Source organism: Burkholderia thailandensis E264, from assembly GCF_000012365.1.
Taxonomy (GTDB): Bacteria; Pseudomonadota; Gammaproteobacteria; order Burkholderiales; family Burkholderiaceae; genus Burkholderia; species Burkholderia thailandensis.
On record NC_007650.1, the window covers coordinates 474,275 to 490,519 of the forward strand.

The following is a 16,245-nucleotide window of genomic DNA, read 5'->3' on the forward strand; positions in this document are numbered from 1 at the left end:
GTCTCGAACGGTTGCGGGCGCCGCCTTCAATCAGCGAGCGATGCCGCAACGAGGGCGGCGCCGGCTCGATTCGTCTGATTCACTCGGGCTGCGCGCCCGTGGACGCGTTCGCGCGGCCGGCCGTCGCCCGACGGCCCGGTTGGCGGGCGCCGCCGCCCAAGGGCGGCGGCGTCGAACATGGATCGACGCGCGAGCCATGCATCTGCGTCGAAGGATAGCGTTGCCGTCCGGCCGGGAAAGTACGACAGCCCACACTACGCGGATCGCGCAGAAGGCGGGGAATCGGCGTCGGCGGCGGCGAAAAATAGGGGGAAGACGATGGGAGGTGGCGCGCGATTGGCGGAAGGTCGCGCGCGGGCGAGGCGGCCGGCGCGGGCCGCGCGTGCGATCGTTAGCGGTGCGAAGTCATGCGGGGGGCGACGGATGTTGGGCCGGCGGGGCGATCGCGCGGCTCGGCGCCGTTTCGGCGTTTCGGTATGCCGGCGGTTCGCGTTCGATTGCCGCGCGAATGTCAGAAAGTGTGAGCGTGCCTGTCATCCGGACAGGCAATCTCGAAATGTCGTCGCGCCGAGGGCCGAAGCGCGCATGCGCCGGCTTCGACATCGTTCGATGCGCGCGCGACGATTCCAGCTTCGCGCCCGGCCGATCGCGCGGCCTCCTGGCGATGCCGAGCACGGGCGCGCTCGGCGCGCGGCGGCGTGCCGGCGCGCGCCGGGCGTCGATCGTCGGGCCGCGGCGTTACGCGCGCTGCCCCCATCCAACCATCCGCCCGAGCTTCGCGAACATCCCGTGCCGCGCGATCCATTCGGCGTACGCGCGATAGTCGGGATCGCGCATCAGATGCCGCTCCTCGGTTTTCGCGCGCAGCCAGTACAGCAGATTCACCGCGACGAGCGCCGCCGAATGCATGATCGCGAGACGCCATCCGAGCGGCTCGACGAACGGCACCGAGATCATCCAGTACGACAGGTTCTTCGCGAGATACGCGGGATGCTTCGTGAACCGGTACGGGCCCGACGTGATGATGCCGCGGTTGGTCAGGTTCGAGAAGCGCAGCCCGAACGAGATCGTCGACAATGCATAGCAGAGCAGCAGCACGACGATGACCGCGCCCCACGCGAATCGGATCACGGGCACCGACAGCAGCCAGTTGTCCCAGAACATCGAGCCTTCGTAGCGGATGTAGTTGTTCGCGATCAGCGACCAGAACGGTTGATAGCAGATCAGCGCGGCGAGCCAGCCGAGCGTCGTCGGCTCGGCGCTGCGCACGTGCGAATCGAGCAGGCGGAACGTGCACAGATAGCCGACCGCGCCGAACATCAGGTCCATCGTGTACGACAGGTCGTACATGAAGCGGAAAGTCGCGAGCGAGAACGGCGCGCTCGCGGCGCTCGCGAACGACGCGCCGATGCGCTCGGCATCCGTCGACAGATAGACGACCATCAGCGGCAGGAAGAACGCCTTCACGGCCCAGCCGGCGAGCATCTCGCGGATCGGCCGCCAGTCGGCCGGGCGCTGTCCGCGCAACAGCCACCGGCCCCAGCACAGATACGCGTCGTCGACGTCGCGCATGCGCCGGTCCATCCAGCCGAAATAGAGCGGCGCGGTGAGCGCGACGTACGGCGCGAGCATGCCGACGAGCGACCAGAACGGCTGGTAGAACGCGCCGTGATACTCGGGCAGCAGCCAGTAGACGAGCGCGAAGCCCGCGTACACCGACGCGAGCGCGGCGAGCCGCAGCGACACGCGCGCGATGCTGAGCGGCCGCAGCGCGCGATTCGCGAGGCCGGCGCTCGGCCGCAGATGGACGCGCGCGACGAACAGCTCGTATGCGCCGATCGTCGCGATGATCGCCGCGCACGCGAGCAGGCTGCGCTCGGTGCCCGTCAGCGCGGCCGCGCCGCGCGACGCCCACAGCGTGAAGAGCCCCGCGGCGATGCCGGCGAGGCCGATCGAAAATGGCGTCGCCGAACGCGGCGGCCGTTCTTGCGCGTTCGCGACGCTGTCGAGAGTGGATTGCATGTCATCCCCCGTGTCATGACATGGACGGCGGGCGGCCGGGCGTTTGGAATGGTTGGACCCGGCCGCCGCGCCGTTCGGCTTGCCTGCGCCTACTTGCCCGACACGCTGCCGAGCAGCCCGCCGATCAGGTTGGTCACGGGCGCGAGCAGGTTCGTCGTCGACGTGCCGCTCGCGGTCGCGCCGCCGGTCAGGCTGCCGACGACGCCCGTGGCGGGCGCGGTCGTCGTCGAGCCGGCGGTCGTGGCGGGCGGCGTTGCCGCGACGGCGCCGGTCATGCCGGCGGTCAGCGAGCCGACGAGATTCGTGACGGGCGCGAGCGCGGCGGTCAGGCCCGCCGTCGCGTTGCCGCCCGCCGAACCCGACAGGCCGCCGAGCAGGCCGGTGACGGGCGCGAGCGGATTCGTCGTCGCGCCCGGCTGCGTCGTGCCCGCCGTGAGGCCCGCGTTGGCGCCGAGCGTGCCGCTCAGCGAGCCCGCGACGCCGGTGATCGGCGCGAGCGGGTTGGTCGAGCCGCCGGACAGCACGCCGGTGATCGGCGCAAGCGGATTGGTCGTGCCGCCCGTCAGCAGGCCGCCGACGCTCGTGACCGTGTTGCCGAGCTGGCTGACGACGCCGCCGACCGCCTGGACCACCTGGTTGTTCGTCGAGCCCGACACCTTCGTGCCGGCCGCGTTCAGCCCGTTGCCGACGGTGGTCAGCAGGTTGTTGACCGGCGCGCCGAGGCCGGTGGCGGTGCCGATCGTCTGCGTCGTGCCGGAGACGGCGTTCGTGATCGGATTGATGATCGAGCTGACGCCCGTCTCGAGCTGCTGGATGGGCGCGCTCGTGAGCACGTTGTTCAGGCCTGAGCCGACCTGCGTGACGGTGCTGCCGAGCGTGCCGACCGCGCCGCCGAGCGGCGACGTGACGGGGGCGAGCGGCGCGAGCGGGCCGGTGCCGATGCTCGTCACGACGCCGCCGAGCGACGAAACCGCATTGCCGACGTTCGATACGACGCCCGATGTCGACGTGAGCGTCGGCCCGAGCGGGTTCGTCGACGTGCCGAGCGTGCCGAGGCCGGCGGCGGTGCCGTTGCCGAGCGTCTGGACGCCGTTGCCGAGCGAGCTGACGGCGTTGCCGAGGTTCGTGGTCGTCGCGCTGTTGACGCCCGGCACCGACGTCCCAGAGATCTGGTTGCCGGTGGCGGAGACGACGGTGCCCGTCGCGGTGATCAGGTTGCCGGTCTGCGCGAGGATATTGCCGAGCGGGGAGGAGGCGGTGCCGGAGGTGCCCGACGTACCGGAGGTGCCCGACGTACCGGAGGTGCCCGACGTACCGGAGGTGCCCGACGTACCGGAGGTGCCCGACGTACCGGAGGTGCCCGACGTACCGGAGGTGCCCGACGTACCGGAGGTGCCCGACGTACCGGAGGTCCCCGACGTGCCGGAGGTGCCCGACGTACCGGAGGTGCCCGACGTACCGGAGGTGCCCGACGTACCGGAAGTCCCCGAGGTGCCGGAAGTCCCCGAGGTGCCGGAAGTGCCCGACGTACCGGAAGTGCCCGAGGTGCCGGAAGTCCCCGAGGTGCCGGAGGTGCCCGAGGTACCGGAAGTCCCCGAGGTGCCGGAAGTGCCCGACGTACCGGAAGTGCCCGACGTACCGGAGGTCCCCGAGGTGCCCGAAGTCCCCGACGTGCCCGAAGTCCCCGAACCCGACGATCCGGACGTGCCGCCCGAACCCGACGTGCCGGAAGTGCCCGATGTACCGGAGGTCCCCGAAGTCCCCGAATTGCCGACGGTGGCGGGCTTGACGCCGCCGGCCGACAGCGACGGGCCGTCGACCGAGCCGCAGCCGGACAGAGCGAGAAGGGTGGAAATGCCGATTGCGATGGCCGATTTATTGAACAGTTTTTGCATGACAGGCTCCCAGATAAATCTTGATGCCAGTCGTCGATGCAATTTTCGTACCATTGGTTATTTCGTAGAGTTTATCTTCGTTAATGTATAAAAAATATTAAATGATCGATTAATCGTTCGAAATTCGCCGGAAAAGTCGGATTTTCTGCGAGGCCGCCATGAGCGTGTTCCGGTTCCGCTACGTGACGTTCCGCACGACGTAACGGGGGCGTCGGGAACGCGGAACGGAACATGGAACAAGGGGGGATCGCGAGAGCCGCGCATCGAACGTCAATGCGCGTACGGGCGGCGCGAATTCGAATGTGTCAAATGCGTTGCGATTCCTGACGAGAACGGCGCGATTCGAAAATGGGAGTGAGATCGATGCGGCTTTGACCGACCGTTCGGCCGGCATCGATCGACCGATCCGCACGCCGCCCATCGTGCCCCATCGTGCCCCATCGTGCCCCATCGTGCCCCGACACCGCCCCGACACCGCCGCGCATCCCGAACGGGCGACGCGCGGCGACTCCCTCCCGCTACTTGACCGAACTCGCGCTGACCTTCGCGAAGTCGAGGCTGCCGAAGCCGGTGTCGTCATCCCATCCGGACTTCGCGCTGTAGCCGTAGCTGTTGTAGCCATTGTTGCCCGACGTCACGTCGTGAATGAGCGACGGATTGCCCGGCAGGCCCTGGTAGAACGCCGACGTCGGCAGGCCGAGGCTGTTGCCGTTCGCCGATTCGACGCGCGCCCAGCCGCCGACGAAGATCGGCGACGCGAGGCTCGTGCCGCCGACCAACTGATTCGCTTGGCCGTTGATCACGAGATACGCGCCCGTCGCTTGGGCGGCGTCGAACGCGACGTCCGGCACGACGCGCTTCGTCACCGAGCTGCCGAGCGCGGCCGTCTGCCAGCTCGGCGCCGCTTCGTAGCCGCTGACGCCGCCGCCCGTCGCCCACAGGCGCACCGCGCTGTCGAGCGGCTGGCCGCTGCCGCTGACGTCCGCGTAGGCGAGCCCTTCGTTCCAGACGGTCTCGCCCGCCCAGGTCGTCGTGCCGCTCGTCGACAGCGTCGTGCCGCCGACCGCGACGACATACGGCGAGCTTGCCGGCGACGACACGCTGTACTTCGCCAGATTGATCTTCGTCGTCACCTTGCCGCCGCTGTAGGTGCCGACGTAGCCCGGCGCACCGTACGGCGAGGTCGACCATTGATAGACGCCCGCGTCGCCGGACGACACCGAGAAGATCTGCCCCTGCGCGACAGCCTGCTTGAACACCGCGTCGTTCGCGGCGAGCGAGCCGTCCGAATTCGAGGCCGCTTCGTCCTCGCCGAGCGATACGTTGATGATCTTCGCGACGTCGTCGGTGACGGCCTTGTTGTACGCGGCGGTCAGCGTCGCGTTCGTGAGGCCGCTGTCGTTGCTGTCGCCGTTGACGGCCGCATAGAAGATCAGTTGCTTCACGCCGCCCGACGTGCCGATGATCGTCTGGCTGTCGAGATCCCATTCGCCCGGATCGCCGTCGTCCGCGAGCGTGCCCGAGCTGCCCGCGACGACGGCGGTGTTCACGCTCGGCAGGCCCGCGTTCTGCGTGAACGTGTTCAGGTCGGCGATCGTCTGCGTCATGTCGCCCCACGTGATGATCCCGACCGTCGTGTTGGTCGCGGCGGGCAGCCCGCTCGCGCCGTAGATCTGCGCGAAATCGGTCGGCTGATGGCCGACCTGCGAGCTGCTCGCTGCCGCGTTCTTCGTGATCGTGTCGGTCTGGATGCGCGCGCCGGCCGGCGTGCCGCGATGGATCAGCCGATGTGGAACGGCCGCGCTTTGCAGCCCGAGCACCGATTCGACGAACGGGCTCAGCGACGCGGGAACCAGCGCGGCCGAGTCGTTCGCATAGACTGCCTTGCCGCGATAGCTGAAGCGCTTGAGCGTCGTGCGGAAGCCGCGCTCCGCGTTCGACGCGTTGCCTTGCGCGAAGATCAGCTTGTTGTTCGCCGACACCGTGATGTCGCCGAAGCCGTTCGCCTTCAGGTGCGCGACGACGGCCCGCACCTGGCCGTCGGTCGGCGCGAAGCGCGCCTTGAACTGCTCGGGCGTCAGGTACTTGCGATAGTTCGCGCTACCGGGCTGGTTCACCTCGCGCACGAGTGCGTCGAGCTGCGCTTCGTTGCGGCTCTTCAGCACGATGGTCACGCGCAGCGGCTGGCTCAGCTCGAGCGGCGTGACGTTCGTGTCGGTGAGCTCGGGCGTGCCGATCATGTTGAGCGCATAGCTCGGCGCGGTTTTCGCGAGCGTCTGCGATGCGGGCGCGCGCGCGATCAGGAACGCGCCGGTGCGGGTGGGCACCCAGTCGGGCGCCGCGTGCGCGAGGAGCGGGGACAGCGTGGCGGCAATCGCCAGCGGTAGCCGCGACAGCGCGAAGCGTTTCGAGAATAGCCGGTTGACATGCTGAGTTCTCTGCATTTTTGAGCCCCAATAAGACGGTGATGAACGGATGCGACGGCGCGCTCCGACGGGGTAGGGACGCGCGGCGTGCAGCCGATGCACGGCGATGCGGCGCGGCAGACGTTCACGGCGACATGATTTCCTCCCTTCGATGGAATGCGGCGGCGGCGCGGCGCCGTTTCGCACGGCGTTCGCGTCGAGCGAGCCCGCGCGTTTCGATCAGTCGTTCGTCGGATGCTTAGGAATCCCATTCATATGGCGCGCGAAAGGCCGCGTTCGACGCGCCGAAAACCGTTTCGCGACCCTGGCGGCGCATCGGCCCGGCGGTGGTCCGACGCGGCCGCTGCGCCGCGCTTTCCTGCGATTTCGGACAACACGATTCCCGTCACGCAGCCGCGGCGAAGCGGCGTGCGAGATCGATCACACGTTCTGTTGCGCAGTTGGCGCGGGGCGAGTTGCACCGTGCGCGAAACAGGCAGCGTTGCCGATGCGCGATGCCCTCTTGTCGCGCGCCGTTTGTCGAGTGCATGGGCCCGACACTCGATATTCCGGCTCCGCCCACATCGCCGGAAAATCCAATCTCGAAAATCCGCAGTGAATCGAGTGATTTTCGGTATTTCCGAATTGCGATGAATGGCGTCGGATTGCCGGTTAATCAGGAGTCAATCGGTGGCCCGGAAATTCTCTGCGGTTTCTTCGTGATTTGAATGCCGCCCCTCGTCAACGATGTAATTGAGTTGGAAGAATTCGGTTAGGGTGATGTCGGGTAATGCTTGTGCCGCGTGCCTTCGGCGGCATTTGTCTGCGAAAAGATAGCAAGTAAAAAATCAAGGCGTCAAACTTTTTTTGATCCGATCTAAAAAATTTAGAGTCGTAATTCGTTTGGCGCGAATTCGATAAGCGCGGGTTGCCGGCGCAATCCGCGGAAGGCGTTCGAGGCGAAATGGATGCGCCGAATCCGTATTACGAATTCGAGGATAGGGATTTGCGCGACGTGAATTGCTCGACGAGCCGCAGCGCATTTCGGCATGCATCGAGATCGAACGTGTGAATCGTGCTCGACGCGGCGTCGAGCCCCAACTGCGTCGCGAGCCAGCGGATTCCCTTCGCACGCGCCTCGAACGCATTGCAGCCGTCGCGCCGCATCTTTGCGGCGACGAGCGGCTCGAGGGCCGCATGCAATTCGGATTTCGCGTGCCTGAGCTCGGCGTTCGCGAGCCGGCCGAGCGGCACGTGGCGCCGGCTGCGCGCGAAGACGCCGATCCACGCGTCGCACGGCGCACAGATCCACAGCTCGCCGTGATCTTCGCGGTACGGGTATGCGTCGTCGCCGAAGCGTGCGAGCAGCGCTTTCGCGCCGCAGTAGTCGCAGACGGGTTGGGGGAGGGCGGGAACGGGGCGGCCGACGCGCATGGTTCAGGGCAGGGGATTCGAGTGTGGACAAGGCAATAGCGTATACGAATGACCGGATCGCGCGGCCGCGGTTCCTTCCGGGCGCGATCGCGAGCCCGAACGCGGCGCGGCCGCCGCGTACGCGCCGGCTCAGGCGTGCTGCGCGTCGCAGACGCGGTTGCGTCCCGTCGATTTCGCTTGGTACAGCGCGGCGTCGGCCATCTTGACGAGCGTCGTGTCGGAGTGCGCGGCGTGCTCGTGCGACGTGACGAGGCCGATGCTGACGGTCACGCGCGCGTACGGGCTCCTCACATGCTCGATGTCGAGATCGTAGACCGCGCGGCGGATGTGCTCGGCGATCGCGGCCGCGCTTTTTGCGTCGATGTCCGGCAGCGTGATCACGAACTCCTCGCCGCCGTAGCGCGAGACGTCGTCGGCCGCGCGGCGCACGTTCAGCGCGAGGCAGCGGCCGACTTCGCGCAGCACGTCGTCGCCCGCCTGATGGCCGTAGTGGTCGTTGTAGGCCTTGAACTGATCGATGTCGACGAACAGCAGCGACAGCGGCCGGCCGGTGCGCAGCGCGCGCGCCCATTCGCTGCGCAGGTTCTCGTCGAACGCGCGGCGGTTGCCGAGGCCCGTCAGCGCGTCGGTGCGCGCGAGGCGCTGAAGGTGCAGCTCCGCGTGCCGTCGCCAGCGCAGCTCGCGCGACAGCAGCGCGGTGCCGCCGACGATCACGACGCCGAACACGAGCATCAGCGCGACGAGCCGCTGCGCCCGTATGCGCCACTGCAGAAACACGTGCTGCTCGGTGGGCGACACGTTGACGATGATCGGCAGCCCCGGCAGCCGCTTGTACACATAGAGCCGACGCACGCCGTCGATCGACGCGACGCCGGTGAACACGCCTTCGTCGCTCGCGCTCGCGTGCGCGTAGAGGTCCGAGCCGACGATGCTGCGCCCGACCATCTTCGGATCGAACGGCAGGCGCGTGATGAGCAGCCCGTTGGTCCCGAAGACCGACGCCGTGCCGCCCGGGCCGACCGACAGGCCGTCGAGCAGCGAGCGGAAGTAGTCGATGCTGAGCGTGCCGACGACGACGCCGCCGAACGAGCCGTCGGCGCGCGTGATGCGCCGGCTCAGCGCGACCGTCAGCGCGCCGTGCCGCAGGCGCGCCGCGTACGGTTTGCTGATGTAGAGGCCGCCTTGCGGATGATCGCGCTGATAGGCGAAATAGTCGCGATACGAGAAGTTCGCGACGGGCGGCGGGCGCGGGAAGTGCGAATCGAGCACGATGTCGCCGCGCTCGTTCATCACGTAGATCGTGCCGAGATACTTGCCGGTGGCCGCGCGGTCGAACAGCACCTTGCTGCGTATCGCGGGATCGAGCGCCATGATGCGCGGGTCGTTGACGCCGTCGACGACCGCCTGCAGCGACAGATCGTACAGCTCGACGTTGCGCGCGATGTCGCGTTCGAGCAGCAGCGCGAGATTGTGCGAGTTTTCGACCGCGTGCAGGTACGCGTCCTTGCGCGATTCGTACAGCACGCGCGCGCAGAGCAGCCAGATCAGCGTGAGCAGCAGCGCGCCGCAAACGATTACGCCCATCGGCGACATCAGGTGCTGCATCCGGGACTGCAGGTGACGAGTGACGGAGGAGGTCGAACGCGTGCGCATGGCGTCGGGGGAGCTTGTCTGGCGATCGGGGCGGCGGCGTCGCGGTGCGTGGACGCCGTTCGATCGGACCGCCGTGTCGTGCGCCGCCTCGCGAGCGTTTCAGCTCATGCGAAGGCGGCGGTTATTCAGGTTATCGTGCAATGCCGCATTTTCTTGAGCATTCTGACGTAGCACAAGGGCAATTCCCTAGACGGGGACGGGCGTGGCGGGCGGCGCGGCGGCCTTGCGGTTCGCTTGCCCGCCGCCTCGGCGTTTGCGTCGCGCGTGTTCTTGCGATCGCGGGCGTGGGCGGAGTTTTTCCTTCCGATTATCGCGATCGGCGCGCACGGATTCGCGCGGCGATCGCTCGCCGCCGCCGCAAGTCCGATTCGCTGGGCAGGCCCGGAATGCGCATGCGGCGGATTGCCGCATGAATGCGCGGCGATTCCGCGGCGGCACGGGCGGGCGGCGGTGGGCGCACGATCGGCGCGCGGCGGGCGGCACGGCGATGCAAGGCGTCCGTTATCGAGCCGGAAGGCTCTCGTCATGATCCCGGCCTGTGGTCGGCCGCAGGTCAGATTCGTTGCGCATGCAACGGAATATCGCGCGCCGTTCGCCGCCGCGCTCGCCGATCAAAAAAAACGCGCCGCCCGAAAGGCGGCGCGCATCGCGCGAACCGGCAGGCTTCGCGGCGCAACCGCACGCGCCGCGAGACCTGCCGCCGTCGGTCGTCGATTCAGCTTTCCGCGCTTTCGGCCTCGCGCTTGGGCTCGGCGGCCACCGGCTTGCCGGCGACGTCGAGCAGCCAGTCCGTCGTCTGCGCGGGCTGCGTGACGGGCAGCATGTGGCCGCCGTCGACGACCGTCAGATTGACTGCGTCGAGCCGCTTCTTCAGCGCCTCGCCGTGACGCTGCCAGTTGAGGATCTCGTCGCCTCGGCCGTACAGCACGTCGACGGGCACGGTCAGCGACGCATAGCGGCTTTCCATGTCGGGCAGATCCTCCGGCGCGGCGACGAGATCCGACGACGCCGAATAGAACGCGTGCGGCTGCAGCCCCAGCAGGCCGCCGCCCTTCACGCCGAAGTCGTGCGGCACCGCTTCGGGCGCGAAGACCAGTTCGACCGCCTTGCGGTTCTGCAGCATCGCGACCGGAAGGCCGAGCGTGAGCGACACGAAGCGGCGCACGAGCGACGAGCGCAGCGCGAGGCCGCGAAACGGGCCGGGCGGCTCGGTCTCGGTGTGCGTGAGCGGCGCGATCAGCGCGATCCGGCTCACGGCCTGCGGATGATCGAGCGCGAGCGCGAGCGAAATCGCGCCGCCGAGCGAGTGGCCGACGACGACGGGCTTGTCGAGGCCGAGCGTCGCGATGAACATCGCGATCGTGCGCGCCTGCGCATAGACGTTCGCGCTCGAGCGCGGGCCGCGCGTCGAGCGGCCGGAGCCGGGGCGGTCGACGAGGATCACGCGATGCGATTTAGCGAGCCGCTGCAGGTCCAGATACGCGAAGTTGCGCAACTGGCCGCAAAGGCCGTGCACGAACACGATCGGCGGGCCCTCGCCGTATTCGACGTAGTGCAGGCGGTCCGCGCCGACGTCGACGAACTTGCCCTCGGGCGGAAACGTCTTTCTGATCCGATACGCGGCGTACTGCGTGAACGCAACGAGCGCGACGAATGCGTAGACGAGAAAGTGGAACAGCTTGGCTATCATCGGGATCACCTTCCTTCGTAGGCGGGCTGACGGGTGGCGTCACGTTCGGCGGGCGCCGGGCGGCGGCGCTCGAACTGCATCGCGCCGTCGGCGAGCGCGCCGAACCTGAATGTGGCGAAATCGCGCGCGTAGTTCTGGTAGGACTTCCACGGCTTTTTCGTGCCCTGCTTCGGCAGCACGCCGGCGGCGCGCTGGATATAGCCCGACGTCAGGTCGACGACGGGTTCGAGCTCCATGCTCCCGGGGGCGAGCCGCGGCACGCAGACGTCGTAGCCGTGCGTGCGCATGTGCTCGAGCAGCCGGCACACGTATTGCGCGATCAGCTCGGCCTTCAGCGTCCACGATGCGTTCGTGTAGCCGAACGACGACGCGAGATTCGGCACGCCGCTGTACATCATCCCCTTGTACGACACGGTCTGCGACAGATCGACGGGACGCGAGTCGACCGTCACGGCCGCGCCGCCCAGCATCTTCAGCTTCAGGCCCGTCGCGGTGACGATCACGTCGGCATCGATGCGCTGGCCGCTTTTCAGGCGCAGGCCGGTCGGCGTGAAGCGCTCGATCTCGTCGGTGGCGATCGACGCGCGGCCCGAGCGGATCGCCTTGAAGAGATCGCCGTTCGGCACGAGGCAGAGGCGCTGGTCCCACGGCTTGTAGCGCGGCGTCAGATGCTTGTTGACGTCGAATTGCGGCCCGAGCTGCTTGCCCGCCGCGCGGATGATGAACTTCTTCGTCGCGTCCGGGCGGCGGCGCGCGAGGTTGTAGAAGTACATCGTCAGCAGCACGTTCTTCAGCCGCACGAGCCGGTGCGCGAGCCCCGACGGCAGCCAGCGGCGCAGCGTGTTCGCGATCGCGTCGCGCGCGGGCAGTGACACGATGTAGGTCGGCGAGCGCTGCAGCATCGTCACGTGGCGCGCGTCGGCCGCCATCGAAGGCACGAGCGTCACCGCGGTCGCGCCGCTGCCGATCACGACGACGCGCTTGTCCTTGTAGTCGAGATCGCTCGGCCAGTGCTGCGGATGCACGATGCGGCCCTGGTACGCGTCCATGTCCGGCCAGCTCGGCGCGTGGCCTTCTTCGTAATCGTAGTAGCCGCTGCACATGTAGAGGAAGCGGCACGTGTAGACGGCTTGCTCGTGCCGGCCATCGTCCGTCGCGCGCTGCACGCGCACGGTCCAGCGCGCGCTCGCCGAATCCCAGTTCGCGGCCGTCACCTTGTGGTTGAAGCGGATCGTCTTGTCGAAGCCGTATGCGCGCGCGGTGTCCTTGATGTAGTCGAGGATCGTCTGGCCGTCCGAGATTGCCTTGTCGCTGCGCCACGGCCGGAAGCTGAAGCCGAGCGTGAACATGTCGGAGTCCGAACGCACGCCCGGATAGCGGAACAGGTCCCACGTGCCGCCCATCGTCGCGCGGCCCTCGAGGATCGCGTACGTCGCGTCCGGGCAGCGCTCGCGCAGGTAGTACGCGGCGCCGATGCCAGATAGGCCGGCGCCGACGATCAGCACGTCGAAGTCGGTCTTGGCGCGGGCGTTGCCGCCCGTCGCCGCTTGCGGCGCGTGATCGTCGAGCGCGCGCGCGGCGTTCCAGTCTGTCGTCGAGCTCATGCGGGGTCCTTGCTGATGGAGGAAGGGGGAGCGGTTCGCGCCGCCGCCTGCTGCCGCGCGAAGTTGCGCTCGCGCGACCTGCGCACGAAGCGCAGCACGAAGACCTGGTACGCGGAGCCGAACAGGCGCGCGAGCTTGTCGATGCGGCGCGCGTCGGCGCCGACGAGCACGCGTCGCGCGTTGCGCTCGACGCTCGCGATGATCTGGCGCGCGGCCGCCTCGGGCGTCGTCGCGTTGATGAGCCGGTTCGCCGCGCGGCGATGCGTTTCGACATCCTGACCGGTCAGCGTCGCGATGCTCGAATCGATCCGCGACGCGGTCGCGATGTTGGTGGCGACGCCGCCCGGATGCACGCAGGTCACGCCCACCGGCGCGCCTTCGAGTTCGAGCTCCATGCGCAGCGCCTCGGTGAAGCCGCGCACCGCGAACTTCGTCGCGTTGTAGGCGCTTTGCGTCGGCATCGCGACGAGGCCGAACAGGCTCGACGTGTTGATCACGTGGCCGTCGCCCGATTCGCGCAGATACGGCAGGAACGCCTGGGTGCCGTGCACGACGCCCCAGAAGTTGATGCCCATGATCCATTCGAAGTCTTCGATTCGCGCCGTCTCGGCGGGCGCCGCGAGCGACACGCCCGCGTTGTTGAAGACGAGGTTGACCTTGCCGTGCGCGTCGCGCGTCTTGCGCGCCCAGTCGAACACCGCGTCGCGCGACGCGACGTCGAGCCGTTGCGACGTGATCTTCACGCCGTGCGCCGCGCAGATCGCGACGGTCTGCGCGAGGCTGCCTTCGTTGACGTCACTCAGCGCGAGATGACAGCCACGCCGCGCGAGCTCGACGGCGAGGCTGCGCCCCATGCCGGAGCCCGCGCCCGTGATCGCCGCCACCTTGCCGGAGAAATTCCTCATCTGACGGCCCTCCCTAAGGGTGTCTCGTGATTTATGTCAGTTTTAAATGTGGTGTGAGCCGTCACCACTTTAATTTTGACATTGGCTGATGTCAAATAGCGAAATGGAGAACTTTCTCGAACTCGACAAGAAGGGCCGCCCGTACGGCGGGATCGCACCCGAGGCGCGCGCCGCGGAGCGCCGCGACGCGCTGATCCGCGCGGGCACGCGCATCTTCGGCACGGCCGGCTTTCGCCGGGCGACCGTGCGCGCGATCTGCCAGGAAGCGAGGCTCAACGATCGCTATTTCTACGCGGCGTTCGACAGCGCCGACGCGTTGCTGCGCTGCACCTATCAGCATCACGCGGAGCGGTTGCGCGCGTCGGTGAGGCAGGCGGTCGACGCGCTCGGCGGCTCGCGCGACGGGCTCGAAGCGCGGGTCGACGCGGGGCTCGCGGCGTTCTTCGCGTTTTTGCGCGACACCTGTGCCGCGCGCGTGCTGCTGCTCGAAGTGATGGGCGTGAGCGCGGAAACCGACGCGACCTATCAACGCAATCTGCTCGAATTCGGCAAGATGATCATTTCGTTCGCCGGGCCGGTGAGCGAAGACGCCGACGAGCGCGCGAACCAACGGATCATCGGGCTCGCGCTCGTCGGCGCGATGACGAACGTCGGCGCGGCGTGGCTGCTGACCGGCTATCGCGATCCGGAGGAGAAGATGGTGCGCAATTGCCGGAAGGTGCTGCTCGGGACGCTGCGGTTTCTCGCGATGCGGTGAGCGGGCGGCGGCGGCGTCCGGCGCCGCGCCGCCGCTTCGAGTCGGCGCGCGCTTGCGGCCCGCGCTTGTGCGGCGAGCCGCGCCTTGCGCACTACGCGGCGAGCCGCGTCTTGAGCGCATCGATCAACGCGCGCACCTTCGCGGACGGATGGCTCGCCGACGGAAACACCGCGTGGATGTCGCCGGGCGGAAACGACCAGTCCGGCAGCAGGCGCACGAGCCGGCCGGCCGCGATGTCGTCGGCGCTCGAGAAACTCGTCGCGACGCCGAAGCCGCCGCCCGCGAGCACCGCCGCGCGGCACGCGGTTGCCGTGTTCGACGCGAACGCGCGCCTGCAACGCACGCTCGCGCGCTCGCCGCGCGCGTTCGCGAGCTCGAGCGTCGTGCGCGGCACCGTCGACAGCATCACGTACGGCAGCGCGCCGAGCGCTTCGGGCGCGGGCGGCGCGCCGTGGCGCGCGACGAACGCGGGGCTCGCGACGAGCCAGCGCTCGAAGCCGCCGAGCTTCACCGCGCGATGGTTCGAATCGGCGAGCCGGCCGAGCCGGATCGCGACGTCGAGGCTGTCGCGCACGAGATCGACGACGCGATCGTCGCACTGCAACTCGATGTCGAGCGCCGGATGCGCGTCGCGCAGCGCGACGAGCGCCGGCGCGACGACGAGCGCGCCGTAATCGACGGGCGCGCTCACGCGCAGCGTGCCGCGCAGCGGCCCCGCTTCGCCCGCCACGGCGGCGAGCGCCGTCTCGGTCGCGCGCAGGATGTCGCGGCACGCGTCGTAGAACGTGCGGCCCGCCTGCGTCACGTTGAGCCGCCGCGTGGTCCGCACGACGAGGCTCGCGCCGACCTCCGCCTCGAGCCGCTGGATGTGCGCGCTCACCATCGTCTTCGCGAGGCCGAGCCGTTCGGCTGCCGCCGTCAGCGAGCCGGCCTCCACCACGGCGACGAAGATCGCCAGCCGGTTCAGGTTCACGTCGCGAATGTCCGCCATCGCCGATTGTCCATTCATCAAGGATTGTGTTTCGGCAATTATCCATCTTATGTGAACGCGATGCGCGCGCTACGCTGCGTGTGTCGATGGCCGGGCCGCCGCCGCGCCGCAATGATGGCCGGCGCCGTCCGCCGCCGCGCTGCCGTCGTTTTGCGTGGTTGCCGTTCGTTCTTCGCCGTTTGCCCTTTGTTCTCTTGGTTCTTCGCCCTTCATTCGAGGAGTGCCGCCCCATGCCCGCCCACCGCCCGCCCGCCGCGCCGATCCGGCTCCACCGGACCCGGCTGTCCGGCCACTGCCATCGCGTCGAGCTGTTCCTGTCGCTGCTCGGCCTGCCCGTCGAGTTCGTCGATGTCGACATGCGCGGCGGCGCGAACCGCCGCCCCGAATTTCTCGCGCTCAATCCGTTCGGCCAGGTGCCCGTCATCGAGGACGGCGAATTCGTGCTGTTCGATTCGAACGCGATCCTCGTCTATCTCGCGAAGCGCTACGGCGATCCGTCGTGGCTGCCCGACGATCCGCCACGCGCGGCCGCCGTGCAGCGCTGGCTGTCGCTCGCGGCGGGGCCGATCGCGTACGGCGCGGCCGCCGCGCGCCTCGTCACGCTGTTCGGCGCGCCGCTCGATCACGCGAGCGCGATCGGGATCGCGCGGCGGCTGTTCGACGTGATCGAGCCCGAGCTCGCCGGCAAGCGCTTCGCGACGGGTGACGATCCGACGATCGCCGACGTGGCCGCGTATGCGTATATCGCGCACGCGCCGGAGGGGGGCGTGTCGCTCGATCCATATCCGAATCTGCGTGCGTGGCTCGCGCGCATCGAGGCGCTGCCGGGCTTCGTGCCGATGCCGGCGAGCCGTGCGGGGCTGCGCGCGGCCGACGCGGCCTGACGCTG

General features: G+C 68.5%; 11 protein-coding genes. 2 read left to right on the plus strand and 9 right to left on the minus strand.

The features are described 5' to 3' along the window. Window positions 1-738: 738 nt before the first annotated feature. The 8 genes from BTH_RS02060 to BTH_RS02100 form a co-directional block, all read right to left on the minus strand. Complete coding sequence (locus BTH_RS02060) at window positions 739-2,022, minus strand: methyltransferase family protein (RefSeq protein ID WP_009895263.1); 1,284 nt, start codon at window positions 2,020-2,022, stop codon at window positions 739-741. An 89-nt stretch (window positions 2,023-2,111) separates the two neighbouring features. Next, window positions 2,112-3,917: a collagen-like triple helix repeat-containing protein gene (locus BTH_RS29475; RefSeq protein WP_011400895.1), complete on the minus strand. Its 1,806-nt coding sequence runs from the start codon at window positions 3,915-3,917 to the stop codon at window positions 2,112-2,114. Window positions 3,918-4,435: 518 nt separating this feature from the next. Beyond that, window positions 4,436-6,361, minus strand: coding sequence for a S53 family peptidase (locus BTH_RS02075; protein WP_009895269.1), 1,926 nt, complete (start codon window positions 6,359-6,361; stop codon window positions 4,436-4,438). A 945-nt stretch (window positions 6,362-7,306) separates the two neighbouring features. Further along, entirely contained in the window at window positions 7,307-7,756 is a 450-nt protein-coding gene (locus BTH_RS02080; RefSeq protein WP_009895271.1) for a zinc-finger-containing protein, read from the minus strand. Between the two features lie 129 nt (window positions 7,757-7,885). Beyond that, on the minus strand, window positions 7,886-9,349 hold the full coding sequence (locus BTH_RS02085) for a sensor domain-containing diguanylate cyclase (protein ID WP_009895273.1): 1,464 nt from the start codon (window positions 9,347-9,349) through the stop codon (window positions 7,886-7,888). Window positions 9,350-10,124: 775 nt separating this feature from the next. Continuing rightward, entirely contained in the window at window positions 10,125-11,099 is a 975-nt protein-coding gene (locus BTH_RS02090) for an alpha/beta fold hydrolase (RefSeq protein WP_009895275.1), read from the minus strand. 5 nt (window positions 11,100-11,104) lie between these two features. Further along, window positions 11,105-12,703 carry a flavin-containing monooxygenase gene (locus BTH_RS02095; protein ID WP_009895277.1) on the minus strand — a complete coding sequence of 533 codons (1,599 nt, stop codon included), beginning with the start codon at window positions 12,701-12,703 and terminating at the stop codon, window positions 11,105-11,107. After that, entirely contained in the window at window positions 12,700-13,608 is a 909-nt protein-coding gene (locus BTH_RS02100) for an SDR family NAD(P)-dependent oxidoreductase (protein ID WP_009895278.1), read from the minus strand. Before BTH_RS02100 ends, BTH_RS02095 begins: the two co-directional genes overlap by 4 nt. Window positions 13,609-13,711: 103 nt before the next feature. On the opposite strand from BTH_RS02100, the gene BTH_RS02105 reads away from it, so the two are divergent. Then, window positions 13,712-14,365 carry a TetR/AcrR family transcriptional regulator gene (locus BTH_RS02105; RefSeq protein WP_009895280.1) on the plus strand — a complete coding sequence of 218 codons (654 nt, stop codon included), beginning with the start codon at window positions 13,712-13,714 and terminating at the stop codon, window positions 14,363-14,365. Window positions 14,366-14,456: 91 nt separating this feature from the next. Here the strand turns inward: BTH_RS02105 and BTH_RS02110 are convergent, their stop codons facing one another. Continuing rightward, entirely contained in the window at window positions 14,457-15,356 is a 900-nt protein-coding gene (locus BTH_RS02110) for a LysR family transcriptional regulator (protein WP_009895281.1), read from the minus strand. 230 nt (window positions 15,357-15,586) lie between these two features. Between BTH_RS02110 and BTH_RS02115 the strand changes: the two genes are divergently transcribed. After that, on the plus strand, window positions 15,587-16,240 hold the full coding sequence (locus tag BTH_RS02115; protein WP_009895283.1) for a glutathione S-transferase family protein: 654 nt from the start codon (window positions 15,587-15,589) through the stop codon (window positions 16,238-16,240). Window positions 16,241-16,245: the final 5 nt, after the last annotated feature.